The sequence below is a fragment of the Leptothermofonsia sp. ETS-13 genome, from assembly GCF_049200465.1.
In the GTDB taxonomy this organism is placed as follows: Bacteria; Cyanobacteriota; Cyanobacteriia; order Leptolyngbyales; family Leptolyngbyaceae; genus Leptothermofonsia.
Genome location: NZ_CP120836.1, coordinates 4,786,887 through 4,812,553, shown reverse-complemented (window position 1 = coordinate 4,812,553; position 25,667 = coordinate 4,786,887). Strand labels below are relative to the sequence as shown.

27 protein-coding genes and 1 tRNA gene are annotated in these 25,667 nt (G+C 49.1%); 13 read left to right on the top strand and 15 right to left on the bottom strand.

The genetic code is table 11. The annotated features are described in order from the left end of the window. Nucleotides 1–70: 70 nt before the first annotated feature. From P4D80_RS21950 to P4D80_RS21930, 5 genes are all read left to right on the top strand, one after another. Nucleotides 71–1,153, top strand: a complete 1,083-nt coding sequence (locus P4D80_RS21950; protein WP_421656177.1) for a class I fructose-bisphosphate aldolase — start codon at nucleotides 71–73, stop codon at nucleotides 1,151–1,153. 223 nt (nucleotides 1,154–1,376) lie between these two features. After that, nucleotides 1,377–1,844: an AI-2E family transporter gene (locus P4D80_RS21945; protein WP_421656176.1), complete on the top strand. Its 468-nt coding sequence runs from the start codon at nucleotides 1,377–1,379 to the stop codon at nucleotides 1,842–1,844. Continuing rightward, on the top strand, nucleotides 1,837–2,070 hold the full coding sequence (locus P4D80_RS21940) for an AI-2E family transporter (RefSeq protein ID WP_421656175.1): 234 nt from the start codon (nucleotides 1,837–1,839) through the stop codon (nucleotides 2,068–2,070). Before P4D80_RS21945 ends, P4D80_RS21940 begins: the two co-directional genes overlap by 8 nt. Next, complete coding sequence (locus P4D80_RS21935; protein ID WP_421656174.1) at nucleotides 2,067–2,231, top strand: DUF6888 family protein; 165 nt, start codon at nucleotides 2,067–2,069, stop codon at nucleotides 2,229–2,231. The genes P4D80_RS21940 and P4D80_RS21935 overlap by 4 nt, the downstream gene beginning before the upstream one ends. Nucleotides 2,232–2,267: 36 nt before the next feature. Then, a complete protein-coding gene (locus P4D80_RS21930) occupies nucleotides 2,268–2,531 on the top strand; it encodes a DUF6887 family protein (protein ID WP_421659582.1) in 264 nt (87 codons plus the stop codon). Here P4D80_RS21930 and P4D80_RS21925 read toward each other — a convergent pair. Beyond that, nucleotides 2,524–2,937, bottom strand: coding sequence for a hypothetical protein (locus P4D80_RS21925; RefSeq protein WP_421656173.1), 414 nt, complete (start codon nucleotides 2,935–2,937; stop codon nucleotides 2,524–2,526). The two genes, P4D80_RS21930 and P4D80_RS21925, sit on opposite strands and share 8 nt — an antisense overlap. On the opposite strand from P4D80_RS21925, the gene P4D80_RS21920 reads away from it, so the two are divergent. Beyond that, nucleotides 2,900–3,262 (top strand): phage holin family protein, encoded by a 363-nt coding sequence (locus P4D80_RS21920; protein ID WP_421656172.1) that lies wholly within the window; start codon nucleotides 2,900–2,902, stop codon nucleotides 3,260–3,262. The genes P4D80_RS21925 and P4D80_RS21920 overlap by 38 nt on opposite strands. Before the next feature lie 33 nt (nucleotides 3,263–3,295). Here the strand turns inward: P4D80_RS21920 and P4D80_RS21915 are convergent, their stop codons facing one another. After that, a complete protein-coding gene (locus tag P4D80_RS21915; RefSeq protein WP_421656171.1) occupies nucleotides 3,296–4,789 on the bottom strand; it encodes a S10 family peptidase in 1,494 nt (497 codons plus the stop codon). A 722-nt stretch (nucleotides 4,790–5,511) separates the two neighbouring features. Here P4D80_RS21915 and P4D80_RS21910 point away from each other — a divergent pair. Then, nucleotides 5,512–5,991 carry a MarR family transcriptional regulator gene (locus tag P4D80_RS21910; protein ID WP_421656170.1) on the top strand — a complete coding sequence of 160 codons (480 nt, stop codon included), beginning with the start codon at nucleotides 5,512–5,514 and terminating at the stop codon, nucleotides 5,989–5,991. Nucleotides 5,992–6,285: 294 nt separating this feature from the next. Here P4D80_RS21910 and P4D80_RS21905 read toward each other — a convergent pair whose 3' ends face one another. From P4D80_RS21905 to P4D80_RS21860, 10 genes are all read right to left on the bottom strand, one after another. Then, complete coding sequence (locus P4D80_RS21905; protein WP_421656169.1) at nucleotides 6,286–6,426, bottom strand: hypothetical protein; 141 nt, start codon at nucleotides 6,424–6,426, stop codon at nucleotides 6,286–6,288. Between the two features lie 76 nt (nucleotides 6,427–6,502). Continuing rightward, the gene (locus P4D80_RS21900) at nucleotides 6,503–6,859 is read right to left on the bottom strand and encodes a PadR family transcriptional regulator (protein ID WP_421656168.1); all 357 of its coding nucleotides are present in this window, start codon (nucleotides 6,857–6,859) and stop codon (nucleotides 6,503–6,505) included. A 101-nt stretch (nucleotides 6,860–6,960) separates the two neighbouring features. Continuing rightward, nucleotides 6,961–7,653, bottom strand: coding sequence for a HEAT repeat domain-containing protein (locus tag P4D80_RS21895; RefSeq protein WP_421656167.1), 693 nt, complete (start codon nucleotides 7,651–7,653; stop codon nucleotides 6,961–6,963). A 295-nt stretch (nucleotides 7,654–7,948) separates the two neighbouring features. Further along, the gene (locus P4D80_RS21890) at nucleotides 7,949–8,797 is read right to left on the bottom strand and encodes a HEAT repeat domain-containing protein (protein WP_421656166.1); all 849 of its coding nucleotides are present in this window, start codon (nucleotides 8,795–8,797) and stop codon (nucleotides 7,949–7,951) included. A gap of 29 nt (nucleotides 8,798–8,826) precedes the next feature. Then, the gene (locus P4D80_RS21885) at nucleotides 8,827–9,051 is read right to left on the bottom strand and encodes a phycobilisome linker polypeptide (RefSeq protein WP_421656165.1); all 225 of its coding nucleotides are present in this window, start codon (nucleotides 9,049–9,051) and stop codon (nucleotides 8,827–8,829) included. A gap of 100 nt (nucleotides 9,052–9,151) precedes the next feature. Next, entirely contained in the window at nucleotides 9,152–10,024 is an 873-nt protein-coding gene (locus P4D80_RS21880) for a phycobilisome rod-core linker polypeptide (RefSeq protein WP_421656164.1), read from the bottom strand. A 312-nt stretch (nucleotides 10,025–10,336) separates the two neighbouring features. Beyond that, complete coding sequence (locus tag P4D80_RS21875; protein WP_421656163.1) at nucleotides 10,337–11,152, bottom strand: phycobilisome rod-core linker polypeptide; 816 nt, start codon at nucleotides 11,150–11,152, stop codon at nucleotides 10,337–10,339. A 147-nt stretch (nucleotides 11,153–11,299) separates the two neighbouring features. Next, nucleotides 11,300–11,788, bottom strand: a complete 489-nt coding sequence (gene cpcA / locus P4D80_RS21870) for a phycocyanin subunit alpha (protein WP_421656162.1) — start codon at nucleotides 11,786–11,788, stop codon at nucleotides 11,300–11,302. A 121-nt stretch (nucleotides 11,789–11,909) separates the two neighbouring features. Then, nucleotides 11,910–12,428, bottom strand: coding sequence for a phycocyanin subunit beta (locus P4D80_RS21865; protein WP_421656161.1), 519 nt, complete (start codon nucleotides 12,426–12,428; stop codon nucleotides 11,910–11,912). 849 nt (nucleotides 12,429–13,277) lie between these two features. Beyond that, nucleotides 13,278–13,841 (bottom strand): phycobiliprotein lyase, encoded by a 564-nt coding sequence (locus P4D80_RS21860; RefSeq protein WP_421656160.1) that lies wholly within the window; start codon nucleotides 13,839–13,841, stop codon nucleotides 13,278–13,280. Between the two features lie 505 nt (nucleotides 13,842–14,346). Here P4D80_RS21860 and P4D80_RS21855 point away from each other — a divergent pair. The 4 genes from P4D80_RS21855 (at nucleotide 14,347) to P4D80_RS21840 (ending at nucleotide 17,699) form a co-directional block, all read left to right on the top strand. After that, a complete protein-coding gene (locus P4D80_RS21855) occupies nucleotides 14,347–14,901 on the top strand; it encodes a phycobiliprotein lyase (protein WP_421656159.1) in 555 nt (184 codons plus the stop codon). A 240-nt stretch (nucleotides 14,902–15,141) separates the two neighbouring features. After that, nucleotides 15,142–15,765: a phycobiliprotein lyase gene (locus P4D80_RS21850; protein ID WP_421659581.1), complete on the top strand. Its 624-nt coding sequence runs from the start codon at nucleotides 15,142–15,144 to the stop codon at nucleotides 15,763–15,765. 1 nt (nucleotide 15,766) lies between these two features. Continuing rightward, complete coding sequence (locus P4D80_RS21845; protein ID WP_421656158.1) at nucleotides 15,767–16,351, top strand: hypothetical protein; 585 nt, start codon at nucleotides 15,767–15,769, stop codon at nucleotides 16,349–16,351. Between the two features lie 595 nt (nucleotides 16,352–16,946). Further along, nucleotides 16,947–17,699: a phycobilisome rod-core linker polypeptide gene (locus P4D80_RS21840; RefSeq protein WP_421656157.1), complete on the top strand. Its 753-nt coding sequence runs from the start codon at nucleotides 16,947–16,949 to the stop codon at nucleotides 17,697–17,699. Nucleotides 17,700–18,067: 368 nt separating this feature from the next. Here P4D80_RS21840 and P4D80_RS21835 read toward each other — a convergent pair whose 3' ends face one another. The 3 genes from P4D80_RS21835 to rimO form a co-directional block, all read right to left on the bottom strand. After that, nucleotides 18,068–21,460 carry a choice-of-anchor I family protein gene (locus P4D80_RS21835; protein ID WP_421656156.1) on the bottom strand — a complete coding sequence of 1,131 codons (3,393 nt, stop codon included), beginning with the start codon at nucleotides 21,458–21,460 and terminating at the stop codon, nucleotides 18,068–18,070. 650 nt (nucleotides 21,461–22,110) lie between these two features. Beyond that, nucleotides 22,111–23,529, bottom strand: a complete 1,419-nt coding sequence (locus P4D80_RS21830; protein ID WP_421656155.1) for a DEAD/DEAH box helicase — start codon at nucleotides 23,527–23,529, stop codon at nucleotides 22,111–22,113. A gap of 89 nt (nucleotides 23,530–23,618) precedes the next feature. Continuing rightward, nucleotides 23,619–24,974: a 30S ribosomal protein S12 methylthiotransferase RimO gene (gene rimO / locus P4D80_RS21825; RefSeq protein ID WP_421656154.1), complete on the bottom strand. Its 1,356-nt coding sequence runs from the start codon at nucleotides 24,972–24,974 to the stop codon at nucleotides 23,619–23,621. A gap of 252 nt (nucleotides 24,975–25,226) precedes the next feature. Between rimO and P4D80_RS21820 the strand changes: the two genes are divergently transcribed. Together P4D80_RS21820 and P4D80_RS21815 are read left to right on the top strand one after the other, a co-directional pair. Continuing rightward, nucleotides 25,227–25,445, top strand: coding sequence for a KGK domain-containing protein (locus tag P4D80_RS21820; protein WP_421656152.1), 219 nt, complete (start codon nucleotides 25,227–25,229; stop codon nucleotides 25,443–25,445). Nucleotides 25,446–25,536: 91 nt separating this feature from the next. Then, nucleotides 25,537–25,608, top strand: a tRNA-Lys gene (locus P4D80_RS21815). Nucleotides 25,609–25,667: the final 59 nt, after the last annotated feature.

Below are 25,667 nucleotides of genomic sequence, written 5' to 3'. Positions count from 1 at the left end.
CGGTATCCACCCGTGAGGCCGACTGTTTCTCAGATCACATTTCCCATTTCGCGGCGAGGGAAGAAGGACTATGACCGCTACACTGACGGCTCCTGAATCGATTGAATCCTGGCTGGGTGATGAAGCCGACTATTTGCTGAACTACAAAGCAAAGGTTTCTAAAGATTTACTCCATCTGCCGGGACCGGATTTTATTGATCGCGTGTTTGTGCAGAGCGATCGCAACCCACAAGTATTGCGCAATCTGCAACAGCTTTACTCCCACGGGCGACTGGCGAACACTGGCTATCTTTCGATTCTGCCAGTTGACCAGGGAATTGAACATTCGGCAGCAGCATCCTTTGCCCCCAATCCCATTTATTTTGATGGAGAAAACATCATTAAACTGGCGATCGAGGGGGGCTGTAACGCTGTTGCGACCACCCTGGGCGTGCTGGGTAGTGTTTCTCGTAAATACGCCCATAAAATTCCGTTTATTGTCAAGATTAACCACAACGAACTCCTGACCTTTCCCAACCAGTTTGATCAGGTTCTGTTTGCTTCGGTAGAGCAGGCATGGAATCTGGGTGCAGTGGCGATCGGTGCCACCATTTACTTTGGTTCGCCAGAATCGACCCGGCAAATTCAGGAAATTAGCCAGGCGTTTGAACGGGCCCATGAACTGGGAATGGTGACGATTCTGTGGTGCTATCTGCGCAATAGCGCATTCAAACAGGACAGAGACTATCACCTGGCAGCAGATCTGACCGGACAGGCCAATCACCTGGGGGTCACAATCGAAGCCGATATCATTAAACAAAAGCTGCCGGAAGTGAACAATGGTTACGGTGCGATCGCCCAGGCCACCGGACAAAGCTATGGCAAAACGGATAAACGAATTTATTCTGAGCTAACCAGCGACCACCCAATTGACCTGACCCGCTACCAAGTATTGAACTGCTATGCCGGACGGGCAGGTTTAATTAACTCTGGTGGGGCTGCGGGTAAGAATGACTTTGCCGAAGCCATCCGGACTGCTGTGATTAACAAACGTGCCGGAGGATGTGGACTCATCTCTGGGCGCAAAACCTTCCAGCGGCCCTTTGAAGAAGGAGTCAAATTATTTCACGCCATTCAGGATGTTTACCTGTCGCCGGATGTGACGATCGCTTAGGGGTAGATAGGTGACTCATCCACTCTCCCACCCCTCCACCTACCCACTCTCCTAAAGTTAGATACAACAACAGTAAAGGTAAAGTTTAAGTGTGTTCAGACATACCGAAGGCGATCATATTCGAGTAGATCTTCTTATCAATGAGGCATAGAATCAGTCATACCTGAAGATAGAACAATAAAAAGAAGCTGGCGGATATCGACTACCCCTTAATCTAAAAGAATTGATTCAACAATCAACGGAGCAACTGCCTGACTGGATAAAAGGGTTGGGAGATAGAACTATTCTGCTAATGTTGAATGTGGTGGGTGGAATTTCTTCCCTACTGCTGACCATTGTGCTGACGTTTTACCTACTCATTGATGGAAAACATGTCTGGAATGCTCTCTTTCAGTGGTTGCCACTGAATCATCGTGAACAGATTCGGCGATCGCTGCAAAACGATTTTCGCAGCTATTTCATTGGTCAGGCGACATTAGGTCTAATCATGGGCATAGTGCTCTCAATCGTATTTTTTGTCTTAAAAGTACCCTATAGCTTACTTTTGGGATCAACAGTGGGCATTATGACCCTGATTCCGTTTGGGGATGCGCTTGGCTATATCCTGGTTTGCCTGCTGTTAGCTGCCCAATCTCCGAGCTTAGCTCTCACGGTTCTGGCAATTTCCACAATTATTGGACCAGGTGATTGATCAAGCAACTGCACCGCGTATTCTAAGTGGCTTTACAGAGCTCAAACCAATCTGGGTGATCATCACCCTATTGCTAGGAACAAAATTATTTGGATTTCCTGGCCTGCTGCTCACTGTCCCCGTCGCCAGTTTCATCAATAGCCTGCTAGAGGATGAAACACTCCAGACTGAGCCTGACAGCGATAATATTGAAACGGTTTTATTAATGGATAAAGTGCTGGGGTGAAGAGAAAAAGTTGTTATCGGCTGACAAATGTGATCTACCCTGGCTGGCAATACAAAACTGTTGAGCTTGTCAGAATAGACGAACGTACTGGGCATCTATACGTGCTTGCTGGAGATAGTTTTGACTTTGAGATTAAGCCGGCAGGAGGATACGAGCCATGACATTAGTAAACTAAGCATTGCTGAAAAGCAGTATGAATCGAAACGAAGTTTCGAGCATACAGCATCTATTTCATACCCAAATTCAGCAACGCCGCAAACTATGAGGCGATGAACCTTGATGAATTACGTCAATATGTCTTGACTCACCGAGAAGACCTGAATGCTTTTCGTGTTTATATTGATATAGCGGCAGTCATTATGGTTAGGACGGGGTGCAGGGGTGGAACCCCTGGCTGGGGGCGAAGCCCCCACTCCCTCTCTAATTCCAATGTCCTAACGCACCTGCGTAGAGCTACATAACAAAAACGCCATCCATTAACACGGGCTTACCAGTTACCCTGAATTTCTTATTTTTCTCTTTTCTTTTAAGTGTATGCTCAGCTATTGCAATAGAATGCAGGCGTAAACCCAGATATCCAGATGTTTTGCCCTTAACCCCTGCCCCCAGGCAGTTCATATCCTCGGGCCGAAAAGATGCTGGTACAGCAAAACGAAAGTTTTGTTGGGGGTGCAGGGGTTCTACCCCTGCTTGGGGGCGGAGCTCCAAATCCCTCATGTTGCAAAATATAGTGTTTGCAACACTAGATATTTGAAACTTTCGTTTCAAATTTTCCCTCTTTTTAGTAACACTGTTTTCTGCTATACCATCTACTTGAGGAGTTTGCCCAATGGTTCCTTTTCTGATTTCCGTCGTTGTTCTCGCCATTAGCTTGTTAATCGTTTCAAAACTACCTACAGGCGTTGAGGTTGATAATCCCTGGATTGCCCTGATTGCAGGTGGAATTATTGGTGCATTAAACGGGATATGGGGGTTATTCCCTGATGCGTTTAGAGGAATCATCTGGTTATTTAGCCTGGGGTTGATTCCCCTGCTTGGAAGCATTATTGTTTTTGGCCTCACTGCCTGGCTGATTGAAGGTTTTCGGCTGCGTTGGGGAATTGGTAGCGCCATTTTGGGTGCGATCGCCCTTAGCATTATCAATTCGATTCTGGTCTTCATTCTGCGTCAGACTGGGCTGATTGCCATTTAGCCTCTTCTGCCTGGCGTTGTCATGCAAATCGATCTAAGCGATCGCTTTCTGATAAAGCGTTCTAATTTCGGCTAACCACTGTTGACGGGAATCATCCCAGGTGTAGAACATGTGCCCACCGCGGAAATGCTTTAATGTCAGGTTGGGGCGAATCTCAGGATTCAACTTCATCAGATCAGCTAGATGGTTGGAGGCAAAGTAGGGCGTGACCAGATCAAAAAAGCCGTGGGTGATATATACCTGCATGTAAGGGTTTAGCGTCATCCCTACCCGCAAATCATCCACCGCGCCAATAAAGCCCATCCGCAGTTCCCCCTTCAGGTCAAACTTCCAGGCTTTAAACGTTTCCAGGTTGAGGAGGTGGTACGTCAGGTCAGTTTCCACCTTCAAGGTATCTCGCAGATGGCTGTTGATCGCTCCGGTAAAGAGTCGATCCAGCCCATCCAGGGTAGGGTCAATGCCTTCGTAGATCTGGCGATCGGGGAAGGGGTCGATCGCTGTAATTGATGCGTCATACAGGCCCACAATTTTTTGTTGATCACGCAGGAGTTCCCTGGCAAAGATTTCAATCCTAACCCGTCCGGCCTGCTTTTCAACCAGCGACAGGGGCAAACCAATCAAATCCGCCAACTGTTGGTAGGCCGTTTGACGTTCATCAGGCGTGACTGCGTCTCCCATCGCTAAAAGGGGAATCAAGGTTTTGCGGGCAAATTGTTCCGCTGCGGTCAGGTGGGCTTGAAAATTATTCGGTTCTCCTGCCCAGCGGGCGCGATTGTGATGGGCGGCAGCGGCAGCAAAGGAAGGAACCAGGGTGGCCCAGGAGGTCAGGTTGTAGTCGCTGCCATCCAGCAAACTGAACTCTAAGGCTGGAGAAATTAATATCGCCCCCGAAAGGCCCACACCAAACTCCTGCTGAAGCTTGCGGGCTAGTTTGGCAACGCGAAAACCTCCATAGCTTTCCCCCGCAATAAAAATAGGAGATAACCAGCGGTTGTGCCGCGAAAGAAATCGCTGAATAAACTCTCCCAACGATTTCAGGTCCCGTTCTACTTCCCAGAATTCGACTTCCCTGGGTTTGTCTTTTTCGTCCGGGTTGGCTTTCTCGTCGGATTTATCCTGAGATTTCTTGTCGTCGGTAAGACTGCGACTGAAGCCCGTACCCACCGGATCAATAAAGACCAGATCGGTAAAACTGAGCCAGCTTTCAAGGTTATCGACTACCCGTACTGGAGGTTTAGGCAACGTGCCATTTTGACCAAAATAGATCCGCTTAGGCCCTAAGGCTCCCATGTGCAAATAAGCAGAAGCGGCTCCAGGTCCTCCATTGAAAACAAAGGTTAGCGGTCGGGAAGAAGCTTCCCGTTCTTTGGCTAAATACGCCACATGAAACATCTCCGCCGCAGGTTTTTCTCGTTCGTAGAGAATTTGCCACTCCGCCGTAGCCGTGTAGTGAATCTGGCGATCAGGAAGGGAAAGCGTATGTTCAGTTGTGCTGCCTTTACGGGGAGAAGGGGCGTTGTCGGACATAGGGGCGCTGTTGGTTAGGTAAGGGGAAATGGGTGGATGGGTGAGGGGATAAGGAGTAAAAGGTGAAGAACCGCAATTCGTTCAGATGACACTGCCTGTAGGGGCAAATGATTGTTCACTTATGGGTCGAGGTTCTGAAGTAGTGATGATTCGTCAGTCAGATTCCGTGCAGAGTGGATCAGGCATTTCCTTAGATTTAACACACTGAGGACGTTAAACCCAGAAGTTGGGGATCTCCACTTCTCTATTGATTTCTGGACTATTGCCCTGAAGGATCCCCCGACTTCCAGTAATATAAGAAGCACCGTCTGAATGATAGGGCCTAAATCCTTCTTAAGGCAGAGATGTAGCGAATGTTTCGTGACCGGGAATACGGATGACGAGGGATGCATCTTTTCAGCACTAATTCAATAATTTTCTCGCATTGCCGGTTATTGCCTTTTATAGCCGTAGCCACCAAGCTCAGGACAGGGTGCAGAGGTGGAGCCTGTGACTGGGGGCGCAGCTTCCACACCCCCTTAAAGCCAAGGTTCTAAGCCTGATGGCTATTGCTATAACTGAATCTGGCGAACCCGGATAACACTGCTGATGGAGATGGGAGAAGGAGTTTCGCAGGACCTCTTGGTTTCAATTCATCCAACTCTAAATTCATCCCTGAAGTCAGCAATGCCTTTGGAGGATACAGTTAGGGATGGAGATGAAATCATAGCGATCGCAGCAGCATGGAGCATCTTTCCCAGGTGATAACCCCCGCTTTGTGTGCGACAGAGTTGATGGAAACAGTTCCCATCATCATGCAGTTCATTCGTGCAGAAATGCGGGGACAAAGTGCATCCTTGCTGTCCGTACCGCAATTTCGGGTGCTGGCCTATTTAAATCGCTATCCTCGCGCATCTCTATCAGACATGTCAGAACATCTGGGTGTGACTCGCGCCACGGCCTCTGCCATGACTGAACGGTTAGTGCAGCGCAACTTCATTTATCGGGTTGAGCATCCCCAAATGCGCCGTCAAGTCATGCTGACATTAACCGAGTCCGGTTCCGCTTACTTAAAGGACATTCGGCTAATGACTCAAGAAAAGGTCGCCACCCTGCTGCATCCTCTGACCGAAGAGGAACTGCTACACGTCTCCACCGGGTTGGCTACTCTCGCAAAAATCTTTAAAGTTGCTGTCTCTGACAGTGAGGAGAAAAGGGAATAGTTGAGATGGGTGGATGAGTGATAGGGGGATGGTCAGTTGTTTAGTTGTTGTTTGCCAGTTGTAGTCATTAGAGCGGTGTGAGGTATGAGGTGAAAACTCTTTACCCATCCACTCACCTACCCTCCCACTCCTTTCCCCTTCTGGCTCCTTGCAAAACGCATCCAATATAGCTTTACGCGAGTGCGTTAGGACATTGGAATTAGAGAGGGAGTGGGGGCTGCGTCCCCAGCCAGGGGTTCCACCCCTGCACCCCGTCCTGATCTATAGGAGTATTGCTATACAAGCGGGAACTCGTTAACTCCATCGGGTCTGATTGGAGTAATACAGCCAGAAATCTAGCTTTCGCCGGATCGCTTCCCGCTCTGGTCCGGGATTGGAGTAGTAAAGCTGATGACGCAGTTCACGAATGATGGATCTTCTATCGCTGTTAGACATTTCAATGCCTCTTCAATAACGCAAGATTGGGGGCTTTTCCAAGGTAGAGAAAAATCGAGAAGATCTGGAGAAGCCCCTACGCGATCGCCGTCCCATTCCGATTCACGTACTCCTGCCAGAGATGAGCCAGCTCTTCTGCCTTTGCCTTCTTTTCAGGAAAAATCTGATACATCTGCCGCGGGCGTCCGCGTCCATCCACCTTTTTGGAATAACCCCGGATCAGGCCCTCCTTTAAGAGAAATTTGAGAGCACCGTAGAGAATGGTATCCGATAAGCGGTAGGGTGGATAATTGCGCTCAACCAGTTGAACCAATTCGGTTCCATAGGAATCTTCCTGCAGAAGTGTATTTAGCACAAAACAGGTTGCCTGCTCCTGGTTCAGATACCAAACGGGAGGATTTTGGAAGAATTGATAAATCTCCTTCAGGGTCATCACCATTTACTCCGTAGAAAATCAATTGCTTAAATAGCTTAGACGGATGAAATGGCGTTTTGGTTCAGGGCATTGGAAAAATTTATGGAACGGGAAACGAATCAGGAACGATGAGTTTCTTGCACAGATAGGAATTCTGAATTTTCCTGCTCCCCCTCACGCAACGCCTGCTGAGCAAATCGAGCCCGCGTACGGACGGTTAAATCTCCATCGTGATTGGCTACCTGCTGAAGCTGCTCCAAAATCGGGGCAATGGAATTGGGTTGCGTCAGAGTCATGGCCCTTGCTAACCCTTGTAATGCTACCACCGCAGCATAACGCACCACCCATTCTGGATCTTGAGCAACCACCCGTAACACATCCAATACCTGGAGCTGAGCAGGTGGAACCTGTTCTATTGGTAATTCATGCCAGCGCAAATTACCTAACCCTCTGGCTGCTGCCCGGCGTACACTCAAGGCAAAATCGTTCTTTGCTGCTTCGAGCAGTGTATCTAATGCCCGTGGATGCCCAATCCCGGCAAGGGCTCGAATGGCCCATGCTCTTGCACTATAGTTATAGCCGTCCAGTAAATCTAGCAACGGTTGAACTGCAACATCCCCCATCTGGATGAGTCCATCCACTGCAGCAACAGCAACCCCAGGATTGTTGTAACCCAGAGCAGCAATCAGGGTCGGTAGTCCTTCTTCTAAACGAGCGGCAGCCAGATCCTGTACAGCCTTAAGCAGTTTTGCAGGAGAATCAGCCGCTTCCACTGCCTGAATCAATTGTTGCGCAAGGAGAGAATTGGACATTGGGAAGGGAGAGGGGTGAAGGTTCGTTGTTCGTTGTTCATTGCTCGTTGTTAGTTATAGCTCTACGCAGGTGCGTTAGGACATTGGAATTAGAGAGGGAGTGGGGGCTTGGCCCCCAGCCAGGGGTGGAACCCCTGCACCCCGTTCTAACCACAATAACTACCGCTATAAATGAGGGGTGAAAAGTAAGGAGTGATAGGGAAACAGGGTGATAGGGTAAGGTTTCTCTACTCCATCACTCCATCACTCATCCATCCATCTACTTCTCACTCATCACTTCTCGACCCTCGCCCTCTTACAAAAGGCTATCCATCAAATTCATTACTTGAATGGCGTCTTGAGAGAATGAGTTGGATGGTGTTTGCTTAATTTCGTGTTCTAGCAAGCCTTTGAGGGAAATGAGTTTAAGACTGTTTTCAGCATAGGTACGGGCGATCGCATCCGCGGCTGGCAAATATCCGATTGCGCCCAAATCGGCCAGGGCGGCCCGTCGCAATTGTAGAGTTGCACCCGACAATGCCTGCACTAACCGTTCTCCATAAATGGGTTCATGAGTTAGCTGGTACATTGCACGAGCGGCCGCATACTGGATCCGCTCGGTTGGATGCTCCAAAAACGGCTTGATCACCGGGATCGACTCGATTGCCTGTAAAGTGCCCAACGCTTCTAAAAGGGCGTCGTAGGGTTGGGAAAGATCAGGTTGGTGAGGAACTAACTGCCCTCCCTCCACCCCTGTTGCTAAAAGATGGGTCAATGCAGAAATAGATGCTGAATCGCCCAGTAATTCCAGCGACTGAGCAGCGGCTTCCCGTACATAGTAGTCAGAGCAATTTAATGAACCAATTAGGGCCGGAACTGCCCGCCGATCGCCCAGCTTTCCCAGTGCTCTGGCAGCATTACGCCGTAAAGGATAGCCACCCGCTTCAGTGCGATCGGCCTCATCATCCAGGGCTGCAATCAGGGCATCCACTGCCGCTGGTTCATTGACCCGAAATCGACCCAGCCACCAGGCCGCGTAAACCCGCAAACCTAAATCAGAACCCTGGAGATTGGCGATCGCCTGTTCAACAGTTAGAGCCTCACGGCTGACAGATTCTTCCGCCAGCCGTGAGGACTCTTTTGCATCAGAATGGGACTCTCCCATGAGTCTCAAATCAACCGTCAGAACGACAACTAGAGCGCTTTGATACTCTTGATTTTGCCGCCCATGCGGGTGATCCGTTGCATCTCCTCATTCATCCGGCTATAGGGAACCGTGATAAAGGTACTGGCGCTGGAACGGATGGGATAACCATTGGCATCGGTTTCACCGCTCTGGCGTAGTCCAGTCACTTCGTATTGAAAGTAGCGACCATTGGATGGGGAACCGCTTCTTCCAGTTAGTACTTGACCCAACATAGGTTTTGCTCCAACAAATAATGTTAAAACTCAGCGTTTTGTAGTCAAACATCAGAATTCAGGAATCAACTTTCCCAATTCTGATCTTTAGAGTACAAGACTAGAGTGGAGTGATGCTGGCGATTTTGCCGCCCTGACGCAGAACGCGCTGCATATGGGGCGTCAATTCTTCATAAGGAATGATCACGGACTTGTTCACCCGACGTACCTTGGGATAGCCAGGACCCGCAATACCAGCTACTTCTACCCGGAAAAGACGACCAGAACCGTAGGCGGCTGATCCACCAAATGCACTGTAGGAAGCCTCTCCTTTGAGGGCAGGCAGGTAAGCAAAACCATTGCTTGTGTTACCTGAGGGAGAAACTACTGCTGACGCTTTATTGCGAGCCAAGTCTTGGGCCAAACGGGACGATTTCCCAGATAGTTGCGAGCGATCGCTATTCGCATAACCCCGGTAAAGCTGGAACATGCGGGTAAACCCAACAGTTCTCTGACCAACGCCAGTGGTGACGAGATCGCGGTAGTAGGGCACGATATTTTCACCAAAGTACTGCTGGTACTCTGGTGAATCGATGTAGGAGTCGATGTCAGCATCGTAGCCCTTGTTTTCGTAGAGATCCAGGTGATAGATTACCTCGGACTCATCGTAAGGGGCGCGACCGAGCAGGTGTTTGCAGTTCAGCTCGATAACACGGGTTTGGAAGCAGTTATAGAAAACCTTTTGCTTGTACAGTTCCGATTTGGCAACCTGACGGACAAATTCCTGCACGGTAATTTGCCGATTCCGCAGGAGGGACTCAGCGCCAACCAGACGTTCAGATGCCATTAGGTAGTCATTCCCCAACACCTGACGGTAAACGGCACGAATCACGGCTTCAATTTCTTCTGGCGTTGCCTGGGGGCGCAGTTCAACGGGAGCGGTTTCATCAAATGCGGATGTTCCTAAGCGAGAGGCTGCTGCTGTAATTGGCACGCGAATTCTCCTTATCGTAATCGATGGTCGTAAGATAATGATCAGTGGTGAATAGGGAACAATAGGCAATCGAAATCAGTAAGAGGTAACTCCTACCCATCCCTTATTGCCCATTACTCCTGATGGCCTTGCTGAATTTGGATGTGAAATAGATTCTATAGCGCTCCTTCTCGGAGTTTGAACGGGGTGCAGGGATAGAACCCCTGCGTGGAGGCTTTGCCCCCCTTGTTCACAAACTATTTGTGAACGCTATATATGCTCGAAATTTCGTTTTGATTCACAGGCTTTTCAGCAACGCCTCCAAAACTTGCCCTATACGGGCGTTACACTAATGACCTTACTGCCTGCGCGATTCAGCTGCTGCAGCTTGCTCGACAGTTGGCCGTAGGAAACAAGAATTTCGGTGGTGGTGCGACGGACAACCGTTGAACTGGGAGACGCAGCCTGGAGTACTCTGAGGCGATAAACATCTCCTCGATCTCCACCCGTTGCTCCCGCCAAAGCGCCTGTCGAAGGAACGGTAATTGGAGTTGCCAGATTTCTGGCTACTTCCCAGGTCAGGCGGCCCTGCTTTTTGCCCTGAGCGCGATCGCTATTGGCATAACCGCGATAGAGCTGGAACATCCGGCTAAACCCAACTGTTCTTTGACCAACTCCCGTAGTGATGAAATCCCGGTAGTAGGGAACAATATTCTCACCGAAGCTCTGTTGATATTCCACCGAGTCGATGTAAGAGTTGATCTCCGCTTCATACCCCTGCGAAGTGTAGAGATCAACGTGGTAGGCGATCTCAGACTCGTCGTAGGGAGCGCGTCCCAACAGATGCTTGTAATTCAGTTCAATAAAGCGTGTTTGGAAATTGGGATAGAAAAACTTCTTCCGATAAAGCTCGGATTGAGCGATCGCGCGCACAAAATCCCGAACGGTGATCTTGCCCTGGCGCAGCAGCGACTCAACGCTGACTAATCGCTCACTCTGCATCACATGTTCATTGCCCAAAACCTGCCGGTAGGCGGCCCAAATCACTGCCTGCACGTCATCTTCAGTCCAGTTTGGGCGCAATTCAACAGGTTCTGCTTCTTCAAATGGTCTGATCCCTAATCTCCCTGCTTCTTTCAAACCAGCCATATCTGCTTTCCCCCGCTTTCGCTACTAAAATCAACACTTTATTTCCAGGAAATGTTAAGTTTGGTGCCATAAAACTTGCCCGGGAAGGTAACAACTGCCAGCTGAAACTGCCAGAGCTGCTTACCTTTCCGGGCAAAACTCACACTCTTAGCTCAGAGCGTTGATTGCGTAGTCGATGTAGCAGTTAGCCTCGGTTGCAGCGTCGCCGCTCAGACCGTGGTTAGCTTTGATGTACTTGAGAGCTTCAATGTACCAGCTGGGAGACAACTCGAAGGTGCTGTTGATCTCAGCCAGACCAGCAATCAGGTACTCATCCATGGGGCCAGTACCACCAGCAATCAGGCAGTAAGTGATCATCCGCAGATAGTAGCCGATATCACGCACACACTTAGCTTTACCAGTAGCGGTAGAAGCATAGTTGTTGCCTTGCATCTGGGTGGTGTAGGGGAACTTTTGGTACACAGCGTTAGCAGCACCTTCAGCCAGTTGATTTGCCTTGCTAGCCAACTGCTTAGCAGCTTCCAGGCTAGGACCAGCTTGACGCAAACGACCAAAAGCTACCTGAAGCTCGGAGGTGCTCAGAAAACGGCCTTGAGAATCTGCAGCTGCAACTGCTTCAGTCAATGGGGTCTTCATCGGTTTTGTATCTCCCTAATGCTTTTGCAAAGTTTTGGATGAATCAGACTTTTGTCATTTGTCGCAAGTCATTTGTCACTCAGATTGACTTCTGACCTCTGACTCCTGACTAAATAGATGCTTAGGCAACAGCCGCAGCAGCACGATCAAAGTAGCCAGCAATTTCAGCCATCAGAGCACTACAGTCGCCTTTGGTGATGCCATTGGGATCGTTAGCGATCGCAATCGCGGCATCCTTCATCTTGGCAATACCTGCGGCAACAGACGCGCCAGGAACACCCAGAGCCAGGTAGGTCTCGCGGAGACCATTCAGGCAGCGATCATCCAGAACGCTAGCATCGCCAGTAAAGATGGCGTAGGTAATATAGCGCAGAATGATTTCCATATCACGCAAGCAAGCAGCCATGCGGCGATTGGTATAAGCATTGCCACCGGGAGCGATCAGCTGAGGCTGCTCAGCAAACAGTGCACGAGCGGCGCTAGCAACGATCCCAGAAGCATTACCGGTGATCCGGTTAACGGCATCGATACGCTTGAGGCCATCTTTAACCATGGCGGACAGAGCATCGATTTGAGCATTGCTAACGTACTCACCACGCGTATCAGCCTGGGAAACGACCTTAGTAAACGCGTCTAGCATTGATTCAATCTCCTAATTTGCTCGATTGAGTAAGGTTTGTTTCAAAACTGAGGAAATCAGTTTAAATTTCGTGTCAGACCGCCAAGGCAATCTGAAAAGGGTTACGCAACACCAGGACTTGCATATTAGTTTTCCCCCACCAACCATTAGCCAGCGTATGTAACGCAGTGCCTCTGGATAGAATTATGAGAAAACTTCATACTTGTCTGAGGAACTGAAAAGCCCGTTTTTACGGCGTTTTTCCCTCTGGGTCTTACGCTTCAACCCTTCAAGTTGTTTATACAATACTTCTGGCAACCATGTTTGTTACGAATTATTAGAAGTTCGTGTTTCGTCGCAAAAAACAACAAATGAAAAAGCCCCGGAAATCCCTATTAGATAAGCGTTCTCGGGATCTAAACTCATTTCTTACTCAACTAACTTCTGTTAAGAAGCGTAAATCCTCTTCTAACTGACTCAATTTTGGATCAATTACTACAGCGCAGTAATTTTTGGACAAAACGTCAGAACCCAGGTACTTACAAGCCTATAGCGATTTCTAAGAGAAAGCAGATAAAGCAGACGGTGCTTTCCAAGCTTCTTTCTAAAGTATTGCTGACGCTTTTTACCCATCTAATCATCTACCCATCCACCCTCCCACTCCTTTCCTCTTCTAGTTTCTGGCTCCTGGCTTCTGATTCCTGGCTTCTATATCCAGGTCGGTTTGTAAAGAAGGTTAAGAAATTTTTCAACAGGATTTTCCAATAGTGTAAAGGAGCGGTTGCTCATTCCGGATATAAGAATCTCGCTCTAACCGCTCTCTTCTAAGGGATAGATTTGGAAAAGGGCTGAATTAGACTGATCGATCAATTAAGCTAAAATTTCTGGTAATTCTTCAAACAGACGCCGTTCTAGATACTGGCCAATCATCTGCTCTTCATTGGCTCGTGAAATTATAGTTTGGCGTGTACGGTAATTAGACCCAACCAGTTTAATTTCTTCCTCGAACACGGAGCCACTATATTCCGTTCTCAACCGCATAGTTTTGGGATCGGAAAGATAAAACTGAGCAGTGACAGGCTTTGATGTAGCAAATCCACGATCGCGATACAAAGTAGTTCCCGATACCCCAAACACCGTTGAACCCGTTACCTGCTTAAATGCTGGGCCGGAGTAATTACTCTCCCATGTTGTCTTTGCTCCACAGACCAGGATTCCACCATTGGTTAACCCATGCATCTGTGCTAGCTCAGTGAGTTCATCGCTGCCACGCTCTAAAAACTGAACCGTCAGAAAGCTGACCACCTCTTGAGCCTGTCCATCTTTCAGAGTGTAATAGCGCCGCTCAGACCGCCAGTTACCTTCTGATTGCCGAAAAAAACCTTCCACCAAAAACTCTTGCGATAACTGGGGAGCTTGAGCAGGAAACATCATAAAATCAGACCTCACAGAGTGTTTTTCACAAGATAGGCATTAAGTCAAGCGATCGCCCATATTTTGCCACATCTCTTTACATTTCTTCATCCTAACTCATCCTTGAGAAGCAGGCAAATTGAGAAGCAGGCAAATATTGTCCTGACCCCTATGGCTACTGCTCCATCGGCCTGAAGCAGGCATCAAGCTTTTGCTGTAAGCGTACCCTCCTGGGTAGGGGAATCCAGAGCCTTTGTACCACAGTTTGCAGATCCCTCAAATTGTCCCTAGACTACCCAGTCAATTTAGTGAGTATTTATACTTTTTTATTGAACCTAAAGAATTAGGGCCGGGTCTCTGACAATTCTGGCAAGCCGTTCTACTGTGGTTTATGGTGGGGTGCTGTTAGCCAGCCAGGGTTAGCCATCAGTTATTTTTAATGGTGGCTGGCGTCCAGTAGAAAGACAGCATCCTTGAAAGAGAAATCTTTTGGTAGATAAGTTTTGGTAGATAAGTGGTTGAGCTTATGGACTCTGTGCAACAGTTTCATCAGTTTTTTGAGTATTGCGTCGGGAATTGGACAACCGAACGCACCTACCACTACCTGACTCAGCAAGAGGTGGAGCGATCGCGCACCCAGTTTGTGATTAATCCGGTTGCTTCAGAAATTAAAGCCAAGGTTCTGTCAGACAATGAATATCCAGCGCAGTCTGACCTGGATCAGCTCCCTGGGTTTCACCTGGCCTTTGATACGGTTTCCGAAAAGGGCGAAGAAGTTTCCCAGGCATTGAATATGCTGTTTGTCACCCATCACCAGGAGAATGGAGTGCTGATGGGAGATTATTTGCGCGATCGCGCCTACGAAGAAGCCAAACCCATGGTGGCAAAATTTCGCTTTGACCCTATTCAAAGTGAACTCCTCATGACCACTACCTATACCCGTGTAGTCGCCGTCGATTCCATCACCCTCGTCAATCCCACCCTGCGTATCCGCAAGATTGTTACCTATCGTCGTCCTGAATCAGGTCAACCCATGAATGAAGTGGTTTTAGTTGGGTTTGGTGTAGAGCAAAAAGCTTAGCCATAGCAGGTAACAGGCGACAGGCAATAGGTGGCAGGTAACGAGTGAAAGGTGACAAAAGAACGCGGCATCCGGAGGGAGCCAGGGGGAAAGAAGTGCCTGGTGCCCGTAACCTGTTGCCCTTAAAGGAAGAGGGTTTCTCAGAAATGCGGTAGAAGAATTAGACTTGATGAAATATCGTTATGAAATATCTTTGAGAAAATTAGAACGGTTTCCCTGGAAAAGGAGTTAATACCCTTGATGGATGTTGTGGAGTTTTTTCGGCAAAGTGCAGGCAGGTGGCGATCGCAGCGCACCACCCATCACCTCGCATTCAAGCAATCAGAGTGGGGAGATTCTCAGATTGTGGTGGAGTCTCTTGAAGCTGATCACCCAGAGATTATTGAGCTATGTAAACTTCACCAGATTGATCCAGTCCTTTCGGTAGGTGGTTCCCGCGTCCAGTGGAAAGGCACGATGGAGTGGGATAACGAAGGCGAGGAAAACCATCAGGGGGACACGGTGTTTGCGATCGTCCCAGATGAAGACAATCCCCACCAGGGCAGGCTTTTGCGCGAACGAGGTTATGCCGAAGTGATGCCTGTGGTAGGGCTTTACCATCTGGATGAAGAGGGCGGCCTGGTGCTCACCACCGAGTACGAAACGATGAGTTCGATTGAACGGTTCTGGTTTGCCAACCCCAACCTGCGACTGAGGACCAGCACGGTCAAACGCTTTGGCGGGTTCAGTACTGCATCATTTTGTACAGAAACCCGGCTTGAAGTTGGCTTAGAAACTCAGTTAAACCCTTCCTCAAATATTTCCTCTCTACCGTCGCAGGATGTCCTTCGCTCAAGACCGTTCCAATCCGTACTGGGTTGGTGATTTGCCTACTGATCTAAACGCTTTCCGGCGGGGGCTGGAGTACTTGCACGTGATGCAAGATCTGGCTCTGGAGCCGGGGATGGTTAACCTGTTAGAGTCGGTGCGCGATCGCGCCATTATCCTGACCTGGATTGGCGAAAACATTGATACCGTGAATGCAACACTCCAACGGTATCTGTTCGCCTGCCATGATTGCTTTCACCCACAAGAGCGCCGTTCCATGCAAATTTTTGCTGTTCCCCTGGCCCAGTCCCTGGGGCTGGACGGTCTGTGTAACATTGCAACCAACCCCATCACTATTCTGATTGACGTAGGTCGAGTGTCCCCAGAAGGTTGGTTGAGCATCGTTGCTCACGAGTATGCCCATGCCCATATTGCCAGCCCCGGCCATCACCCCAGCTTTGCAGTTGTGCTTTCCCATCTCTGCTTAGGGTTGGGATTGCAAACCCTAGGCGAGCCTACTGAATGGACTTTGCGAAGTTGGCCCCCCTACACTCCAACCCTCACTCCATTAGCATTTTGGCGAGGGGAACCAGAAAGAAGGAGAACAGGAACTGCCAGACCCTCATTTCTCAGCGGTAATTGATCGAAAGCGATCATGGCTATAGAGCCTATCCCGGCAGAATTACAGATTATTAATTGGAAAGAGAACCGAATCCCAAATCTCCTACTCTGGATTTTGGCAAGGTTCATTGACGATGACTCTTAGCATTTCTTTCTTCCTCGTTCTAGCTCTTCTGAGAGTTTGGCGATGAAGTTTCGCTTATCTCCCAACAAAATCCAAATATTCTAGGGGTTGTGTTGGGAACGAGAGAGGCTAACTATAGCCACCAGGCTTAGGACAGAGTGCAGGGGTGGAACCCCCGGCTGGGGCTTCGCCCCCACACCCCCCCCTTAAAACCAGTGTCCTAAGCAATCTGGCGACAGCTATAGCTTACACTGCTCTTTCGCCGGCAGGTCGAGAGAACCCTCTTTCTAGTAATTACAACCAGCTAGTGGAACAGTTTCCTGAGAAACGCACACTTGTAGTGTAATTGCAGATAGACAAAAACCTTACTGATTCAGCGTTTGTGCATCATTAAGGAGTGTAAAAAATTATCAGTTTGCTGAGAGTTCGAGTCCGCTTTGCCCTTATGATCAGGGAAATTTGTAAAGTTTCGTAAGAAGGGAGTTTTTTAAACGTGGCTATTCCTCTGTTAGAGTACGCCCCCTCCAGCAAAAATGTCCGGGTCGCTGGCTACGAAGTTCCAAACGAAGAAAAGCCGAAAATCTATTCAACTGACAACATTCTTTCTCGGACGGAAATGGATGACCTGATTGAGGCTGCTTATCGTCAGATGTTCTTCCATGCCTTCAAAGCAGATCGAGAGATTGCTTTAGAATCGCAACTTCGTAACGGGCAAATTACAGTTCGTGAGTTCATTCGCGGTTTGGCTCTGTCCAAAACCTTTATCAACAGCTTCTATAACCTCAATAGTAACTACCGCTTTGTAGAACATTGCGTTCAGAAGATTCTAGGACGCGATGTCTACAGCCAGCGTGAAAAGATTGCCTGGTCGGCTGTGGTGATGTCTAAAGGCGTCAAAGGCTTTATTGACGAGCTGCTGAACAGCGACGAGTATATTGAGAACTTTGGCGAAAATATTGTTCCTTATCAGCGTCGTCGGGTTCTGCCCTCCGGCGCAAGTGAACTGCCCTTCAACATCAAGTCTCCACGCTACGATGCCTACTACCGTGGCAAGCTGGGCTTCCCACAGATTATCTGGCAGACAGTGGTCAAAAGCTACAGACCGCAAGACAAAACTCCGAAGGCTGGTGATCCTGCTAACTTCAAAGGAATGGCTCAAAGCATTAGCCCAGTGGGTAATTTACCACAACGGGTTTCTGCTCTTAATATCGACTATGAAAGAAAGGTCCCTTATCGCCAACGGTAACAAAAGCGGTTGATTAGATTCAACACGCCTAACCGAGCGACAATCCTCCAAAATCGAGGAGCTGGAGTTTAAGTGCTGGGATTCAGAGAAGTACTTTTCTGAGTCTTGGTCGTTGAATTCCCGCTCCTCGATATGTTTTTAGGATGCTATAAGTAGGTGGCCATCATTAATTAATTGTAAAGAGGTGGAGTGGGGGGTTCACCCCCTCCACCCCCAAAATCATCCTTAATTTAATTGCGCCTGGCTACTGAGCATTCACAAATAGTTTGTGAACAAGGGGGGGTAGGGATTTTGCCCCATGCAGGGGTGGAACCCCTGCACTAAGCCCGGTGGCTATAGCTATACCTTTCACGGCACTTGAATGGATCTCAAACGATGGTGAAGTTGATATCCGAAAGGCTATCAACTTTGACTCCCTTCAAAAATGCCAGGTCGTCGCCAGTGGCAGCAATTTCAATCAACATGCCATTCCTGGTTCGCGTGAGGGTCAAATCGCTCAGGGTTAGATTACCTCCCAGGGCAAGGGTGGTTTTATCAAGTTTGAAATTGTAGATCGTATCAAGCCCGTCACCCTGATTGAGGAGGATAGTGTCTTGTCCCCCGCTGAGCCAGATGGAATCGTTGCCAGCACCCCCACTAATACTATTGATGCCCCGACCGACATGGATGGTGTCGTCACCATCGCCGCCAAACACGGTGTTATTGCCACCGCCAGCAAAGATGAGGTCGTCGTCATCCCCACCGTAGATCACATCATTGCCAGAACCAGCCCAGATGCGATCGCGACCTTTCCCACCATAGATGAGATTGTTGCCATTTCCGGCTTTTATGTCATCATTGCCATCCCCACCGTTGAGGATATCGTCATCTGCCCTGGCTACTAGGTCATCATTGCCATCGCCCCCATAGAGATTATTGTTGCCCCGACCTGCGATGATGATATCCTTGCCACCTAGTCCGTAGAAAATTTCGTCTCCTTTTCTGCCGCGCAACAAGTCATTGCCGTTTGTACCGTTGATGACAGGCGTGTAACCCTGACAATTTTGAGTCGAAATTTCGTAGTAAGTGGTGGTTTTGCTGATTTCATTGGACACAATCAGGAGTGGTTGTCCGGTTGGACTCTGGTTAGAAGCAACGAAGACCAGCCCTTCTGGGGAGATATCTCCCGGTGTGTTGATGTATTGAGCGAAAGTTGGGCTAGATGGATTGGAGACATCAAAGACCATGACGCCGCCTACCCGCTCCAGGCCAATGAAGCCATAGGTGCGCCCGTTGATGACGCCTGTGACCAAACCTTCGGGTTCGGGACCTTTGTTGTCGCTGCGGTTATCAAAACTGTCGGCAGTTCCCTCCGAGTTAAACAAGTTTGGAATCAGGGAAGCGGTAAGTTGCTCTAGGAGATCTCCACTGTCATAAACGAGATCGCCCTGGTCATTCCAAATTGAAAAGGAGCGGGCACCAAAGGCGTAGATTTGCTCGAAGTGCCCGTTGCCATCTATGTCGCCCAGTGTGTTTGTAACTGTCAGGCGTCCTAGGGCAGCGTTGTTTTTAAGAGCGGTTGCATTAGGGAAAACGGTCGGATCCAATCTATAGTTATTGCTGCTTACCCGGACCTCTTCACTAAAACCAGTGTAATCACGGGCATCGCCTTCGTTAGCCGTGATCAGGTAAGTTTCTCCATTGACGGTGAAGGAGGCGATCGCATCGGGTTGGTACATTCCAAAAACGGGCCAGTTGCGGATGTTAATGCCACCATCGCGATCGCTGGCATCCAACCCATTATTTTGCAGTGTAATCAAACCCAGAACAGGGATTTCTGCATTGGGATCAGGCGTGAACGTGCCTGTGGTTGGATCGATGGTAATTCCGGCCACGGTAAAGTCGTTATCGTTAATCACCGCAATTGTGTTGCGATCGATCAGGGTCAAACCCTCGACCTTTTCTACCGTGTTGTAGCCTGCGGTAGCCAGATCCACGTGCAATGTTTTGCGAATGGGAGTCACCCCTGCGGCAGCCAACTCTGTCAGTGTCATCTGATCCAAACTCTTGCCGTTAATCAGGTTGGGTAGATTGGAAATCTCTGTTGCCCCTTGCAAGCTGAAACGGTAGATCTTCTTCTGAATCTGCCCCAATGGATCACTATCAATCGCGTCATCATCTCGTTCTACCACCAGAAATTCGCCATTGCCGATGGCTACCGCATCTCCAATTTTGTCAGCGCGGGTATCCGTAGCACTGACCGTTGGTGGATTGTCCATAACATAGATAAACTGACGCGTTGCCTGGGTCACCGGATCAAACTCGACAATCCGAATATTTTGTAAGCCATTCAGGGTTGCGTTACTAAGCGTTTCCGGGTTACGGATGGGGCTTTGAACAAAGGCATAGACCTTACCATCCTGGAAGGCGACCGCTTCAAATCCTCGATTTTGACGGCGTTGACCTAAAACCGCAGGTAATACTTCTGTGCCAAAGGTTCCGACAGGTTCGCCCGCTGCTGCCGCGGTTCCAATCGGGACGAAGCGATCAATCAACACTCCCTCAGCATCAAAGTGATAAATGGCAGGACGGTACTCATCAACCATCCAGAAGGTGTTATCCGGTGCAACGACAATCCCTTCTATATCTGCCCCTAATAGATCACGATGGAGAAGGTTGCCAACCAAATCGACGGGTACTTCATCGTTGTAGGGAGTATTGGTATTGGAGTTGATTGCCGTGTTGGGTAAACCAGAGAGGGGTACGCCCGGAGCGGACTGTAGTTGAATGCGTTCGGTAATCGTGATTTCACTAGTTTCGCGGTTCAACTCAAACCGAATAATTTCCGGCACGAAGTCAGGTAACAGGAAAGGACGGTTAATACCGGTCGACTCTCCATTGGGACCGCGGTCGGTGTGGGTAATGAACTTGAGATTGCCGTTTTCTGCATACCCCTCAAAGTGCAACCCGGAGAAGCCACCCAGTGGAATCTCTTGGCCAGCGGTAGTTGTGCCTAGCGTCGGTAAATCGTCGAAATTGTAGGTTTCCAGCCCTAACACCGTTGGTTGATTGTGGTTTTTGAAACCGAGTGCTTTCAAGTCGGTGATGGTCGCGGTTGGAATATCGAGAATCGCGATCGCGTTATTTTCCTGAAGGGTAATCCAGGCGGTTTTTGAATCACTGGAAACTGTAATGTATTCCGGCTCTAAATCCTGGGCAACCGTGGCATTGGGTCCAAAAATCCGGATACCCTGGGCAATCAAGGCCGCTTTCTGATCATTAAAAGCGCTGAAACCCGCTGTCACTACATCCGCTTGAGAAAGACCGAAGATTCCTTTAGAAAGATCAATAATGCTGACTGATCCTTCAGGATCAACAGAATTGGGTTGGTTGTAACTGTCGGGTTCGCCCTCATTGGCAACCAGGATATTTTTGCCATCCGGGGTAAAAGTCAGCATATCGGGCAAGGCACCGACGGTGACCGCATTCAGGAAGTTACCGTCTACATCGTAGAATGCAACAGTTCCAGGAGCTTGCCTATTCGCGTTTTCCAATGCCACAGCCACAACGCCATTTCTGACTGCAACGCTGTTAGCTGTTCCAATTGCTGAGGTGTCGAGCGATCGAAGTAATTGGGGATTGGTAGGATTACTGCTATCTAAAATGTCTAAAAATTGAGTTCCAGAAACAACAAAAGTTCGCTGAGTGAGCGGGTCAAAAGCAGAAATCTCAGAACCATTGGTTGAAGAATAGGTTCCAAGTGCAGAAAGTGTGATTGTCATTGTTCGCCTCTATGCTGGGGGTGATGAAAATTTTCCAGACTGAAGTCCGGGATGAGCCTAATTCATCCTCGCCTTTGGCTTACCGATCAAGCCTTTATGAGTTTGTAGAAAATACCGTTACTACTTATACCTGAGCCAATCAACAACTGGTGTGTCTTTACGCGATCTTGACATTTTTATTTAACCGAAAATTAGTCGAGGTATAATTTCCCCTTAATGCTTATTCCTGTAGATTGCCGTAGTTCTCCGGTAGCCAATCTTCTGTTAATACCAGCTCTAGAGAATATCTGGAAACACTGAAATATCTATAGCGATCTTATTTGGACTGTGAGAAGGAGTTTCGCAGGAACTCCTTCTCATAAAGCCTCTCTATCTCACGGCTGATTTAGGACTGCTATAGGTGAAAGAGAAATATTGCTGTATTTGATTGTTGCTTTGGCAGCAAACTAAAACTCGTATTATAGTCATGGCAATCAGGCTTAGGACAGGGTACAGGGGTAGAGCCCCCGGCTGAGGGTAAGCCCGCACATCTTCTTAGATTCAGCGTCCCAGGCAAGCTGGCAACAGTTATAAATATGATAAGTGAGCCTGTTTAAGGCAGTAGGGTGGGCACTACCCACCCTACTTGTGTTGTGTAATTCCACTATTGCCTAGCGATCGCCCCTGTGAGAAACCTGTCCATTCGATTCAACTGAGCGAGCTCGCTTAACGAGTTTTGGCTTTGGAGTCGAGGCCGAAGGGGCATCCTCAGCGGGATCAGAATTACCTCGCATCCAGGCGGGTCGCATCTGGTCGTAGGCCATTTGCAAAGCAGCCGCGGCGATCGCATGCGGCTCATACTCTTCCGATAGCTGGGCCACGATTGGCAAGAAAGACGCCATCCGTTCACCCGTCAAGGCTTCTCGAATTCGATCCTGCAACTTCTCCAGTTGACGGGCCTCAATCTGAGCGCGGGTAGGAATGGAGGCAATTTCCAGGCGCTGGCGGACATGGTACTCAATATCTCTCAGCTTGCGCCGATCTAGAGGATGAATGATGGAAATGGCTGTTCCTTCCTTACCGGCACGTCCAGTACGACCAATCCGGTGGACGTAGTTTTCCACACTGTCGGGCAAGTCGTAGTTAATCACATGGGTCAGGTCATCCACATGGATGCCACGAGCCGCGATGTCCGTTGCCACCACCCAGCGAACTTGACGTTGACGGAAACGCAGTAGCAAACGCTCCCGCTGAGTCTGGCTCAAATCACCATGATATTCATCGACACTATGTCCGGCAGCTTGAAGTTGACTGGTGAGTTCAGCCGCTGCTTTGCGGGTACGAACAAAGATCAGAGCGGATTCGGGATCTTCCAATTCCAGGATGGGTAGCAGAGCGCGGGCTTTGGTCCAACCACGGGGCACCATATAGGCCACCTGGTTGATCCGGGTAGGAGCCGCTTTGGGCTGCTCAATTGTGATGGTGACAGGCGATCGCAAGAACTTCGTTACCAGTTTGCGAATGGAGGGGTCCATCGTGGCGGAGAAAAAGGCAGTTTGCCGCTCAATGGGAGCCTGATTCAGAATCTTCTCCACATCCTGAATGAAGCCCATATTGAGCATCTCATCCGCCTCATCTAAAACCAGCCAGTTGAGATTGTTCAGCTTCAAGTCTCCCCGGCTCAGCAAATCCAGGACTCGTCCTGGAGTGCCAACCACAATTTGAGCACCCCGTTGGAGCCGCGAAACCTGAGGGTCAATTGCCTGTCCCCCGTAGATGGTAACAACTTTGAGGCGGCGATCGTCGTTAAAGCTACGAATGGCCTGACAAACCTGGAGGGCCAATTCACGGGTTGGCGTCAGAATCAGCGCCTGTACAACCGGCATCTTCAGATCAATTCGCTCCAGGATGGGCAGCGAAAAGGCAGCGGTTTTACCAGTACCTGTCTGCGCCTGACCCACCACATCCCGCCCGGAAAGCAGGTGGGGGATCGCCTGGGACTGAATCTCGGTTGGGTTGCTAAAGCCGATAGATTCCAGGAAACGGGCACGGTTTTCGGAAATTCCGAGGCTATGGAACGAAAGGGTCATTGAATCTCCTATTTCGGTGGATTAAGTACAAAAAAGCCAGGGGCTTTACAAAAGCTGTCGGAGCGATCGCCAAAACAATCGCTTGAATGTTACGGAACGCTTAAAGGCTGGGCATGGATCAAGTCAGAAGCTATGGCAACGTGACCATGCAGGTCGTACACATCAGCGTGGTCAATGGCAACAGGAACAAGCGATCCCAGACGAGCTTCCCCCTGGACATAGACCAATCCATCAACTTCAGGTGAAAAGCGAGCAGAGCGACCGACCAGTTCTCCTGTTTCGGAATTTTCTTGCTCAATTAAAACGTCAACCACTTTGCCAACTTCTGCCTGGTTTTTCTTGAGTGAGATGGGCTGCTGAATGGTCATCAAAGCGTCACGGCGCTCATTCATGACCGATTCGGGCAGTTGGTTAGGCAAATCGTAAGCGGGAGTTCCTTCTTCCGGTGAAAAGATAAAAACACCAACGTGGTCAAACTCGTGGCGCTGGACAAATTGCAGCAGGTGTTCAAAGTGTTCTTCGGTTTCCCCAGGATAACCCACAATAAAGGTTGTTCGCAGAACTGCATCCGGAATTGCGGCTTTAATCCGCTCAATGATGCCATCGTTGACACGCCCCTGCCAGGGACGGTTCATCGCCCGCAAAACATCTGGGTGGGAATGTTGCAGGGGCAAATCCAGGTAAGGTAGCACATTGGGAGTTTCCTGAATCGCTTCTATCACTCTGGGGGTTAGCCCTGTTGGGTAAGCATAGTGCATCCGAATCCAGGGAACATCGACTTTGCCAAGAGCTCGCAATAATTCGGCAAGCCTGGGTTCGCCGTATATGTCCAGCCCATAGTTAGTGGTGATCTGGGAAATCAGAATAAGTTCCTGAACCCCTTCCGAGGACAGCCGTTCTGCCTCTGCCACGATGGACTCGATCGATCGCGATCGCTGGTTCCCCCGCAGGTGAGGAATAATGCAAAACGCACAGCGATAGTCGCAACCTTCCGCAATCCGTAAATACGCCACCCCTTCGGTTGTCGTTCGATAGCGTGGGGTAGTTTCATCGGCAATGTAGGTGGGTTCGGGGGACACTTCCTTCACCCGTTCTCCCCCTTCTGCCCGCTCAATGACATTCACAATTTTGTGATAATCACCAGTACCAACCAGGGCGACGGCCTCTGGCAGTTCTTCTAGTAGCTGCTCCTGAAAGTGTTGGGCCATGCAGCCAGTAATGACGATCTTCTTATTGGCCTCTGCAAGTTCAACCAGCGTTCGCACTGACTCCTCTCGTGCCGCCTGAATAAAGCTGCACGTGTTTACAATCACGTAGTCCGCCCGTTCTTCGTCGGAATCAACTTGGTACCCTGCCTGAACGAGAAGCCCAAGCATGTGCTCGGTATCAATCCGGTTCTTTTCGCAGCCTAAATGTGTGACAGCAATGGTTGGCTTATTGCCCATGAAGTTTAATATGCGTGAAGAAGTAACCAATCGTTAAGCTGTAGCGATCGCTTATGCGATGGATCATCTCCCCGCTTCAAAATCTGTAGCTGAGTGTTCTGTAATTACCACCCAGTGCAATCGCCCAGAGGATATCTGTAAAGACATAGTAACGCAAAAACCAGAATATTACGATAATTTTACAAAAACATTTTCTGTACCCTTGAGGTTTAAGACATAGCTTATAGCTATAATCACCAAGCTTAGGACGGGATGCAGGGGCGGAACCCCTGGCTGGGAGCGAAGCCCTCACACCTCCTTAAAGCTGTTGCCTGTGAAGTATTGCAACCGGGGAACACTGCACCTCAGAAAGGGAAATTGAAGCTGCGACTTAACTTAGAATTTTGTCCAGAGGTCTCTGAAGTCGTCACATCGAATCCTGTGATGCAACCCATTGACGTACCGCAAAAGGTTTCAGTGGCTGGAATTTGAGTTAAAGTGCTTTGTTTATTGCAGAAACATTTTCATATCTGCTCAAATTTGTGTTACGTTAAGAAACGGTGTTAGGAACGACGCCAAACAGGGGTCGCTAGCTCAGCGGTAGAGCACTCGGCTTTTAACCGATTGGTCTCGGGTTCGAATCCCGGGCGACCCATAAAACAAACCAAGTAATAGGACTGACAGAATCTGGCAACGTAGGGATTTTCACGATTA

Excerpts from the sequence above, each read along its gene's own strand:
- P4D80_RS21950 (WP_421656177.1), top strand. The coding sequence starts at position 71 with ATGACCGCTACACTGACGGCTCCTGAATCGATTGAATCCTGGCTGGGT.
- P4D80_RS21920 (WP_421656172.1), top strand. The coding sequence starts at position 2,900 with ATGGTTCCTTTTCTGATTTCCGTCGTTGTTCTCGCCATTAGCTTGTTA.
- P4D80_RS21925 (WP_421656173.1), bottom strand. The coding sequence starts at position 2,937 with ATGGCGAGAACAACGACGGAAATCAGAAAAGGAACCATTGGGCAAACT.
- P4D80_RS21915 (WP_421656171.1), bottom strand. The coding sequence starts at position 4,789 with ATGTCCGACAACGCCCCTTCTCCCCGTAAAGGCAGCACAACTGAACAT.
- P4D80_RS21910 (WP_421656170.1), top strand. The coding sequence starts at position 5,512 with ATGGAGCATCTTTCCCAGGTGATAACCCCCGCTTTGTGTGCGACAGAG.
- P4D80_RS21905 (WP_421656169.1), bottom strand. The coding sequence starts at position 6,426 with ATGTCTAACAGCGATAGAAGATCCATCATTCGTGAACTGCGTCATCAG.
- P4D80_RS21900 (WP_421656168.1), bottom strand. The coding sequence starts at position 6,859 with ATGACCCTGAAGGAGATTTATCAATTCTTCCAAAATCCTCCCGTTTGG.
- P4D80_RS21895 (WP_421656167.1), bottom strand. The coding sequence starts at position 7,653 with ATGTCCAATTCTCTCCTTGCGCAACAATTGATTCAGGCAGTGGAAGCG.
- P4D80_RS21890 (WP_421656166.1), bottom strand. The coding sequence starts at position 8,797 with ATGGGAGAGTCCCATTCTGATGCAAAAGAGTCCTCACGGCTGGCGGAA.
- P4D80_RS21885 (WP_421656165.1), bottom strand. The coding sequence starts at position 9,051 with ATGTTGGGTCAAGTACTAACTGGAAGAAGCGGTTCCCCATCCAATGGT.
- P4D80_RS21875 (WP_421656163.1), bottom strand. The coding sequence starts at position 11,152 with ATGGCTGGTTTGAAAGAAGCAGGGAGATTAGGGATCAGACCATTTGAA.
- cpcA (WP_421656162.1), bottom strand. The coding sequence starts at position 11,788 with ATGAAGACCCCATTGACTGAAGCAGTTGCAGCTGCAGATTCTCAAGGC.
- P4D80_RS21865 (WP_421656161.1), bottom strand. The coding sequence starts at position 12,428 with ATGCTAGACGCGTTTACTAAGGTCGTTTCCCAGGCTGATACGCGTGGT.
- P4D80_RS21860 (WP_421656160.1), bottom strand. The coding sequence starts at position 13,841 with ATGATGTTTCCTGCTCAAGCTCCCCAGTTATCGCAAGAGTTTTTGGTG.
- P4D80_RS21855 (WP_421656159.1), top strand. The coding sequence starts at position 14,347 with ATGGACTCTGTGCAACAGTTTCATCAGTTTTTTGAGTATTGCGTCGGG.
- P4D80_RS21850 (WP_421659581.1), top strand. The coding sequence starts at position 15,142 with ATGGATGTTGTGGAGTTTTTTCGGCAAAGTGCAGGCAGGTGGCGATCG.
- P4D80_RS21835 (WP_421656156.1), bottom strand. The coding sequence starts at position 21,460 with ATGACAATCACACTTTCTGCACTTGGAACCTATTCTTCAACCAATGGT.
- P4D80_RS21830 (WP_421656155.1), bottom strand. The coding sequence starts at position 23,529 with ATGACCCTTTCGTTCCATAGCCTCGGAATTTCCGAAAACCGTGCCCGT.
- rimO (WP_421656154.1), bottom strand. The coding sequence starts at position 24,974 with ATGGGCAATAAGCCAACCATTGCTGTCACACATTTAGGCTGCGAAAAG.
- P4D80_RS21820 (WP_421656152.1), top strand. The coding sequence starts at position 25,227 with ATGCAGGGGCGGAACCCCTGGCTGGGAGCGAAGCCCTCACACCTCCTT.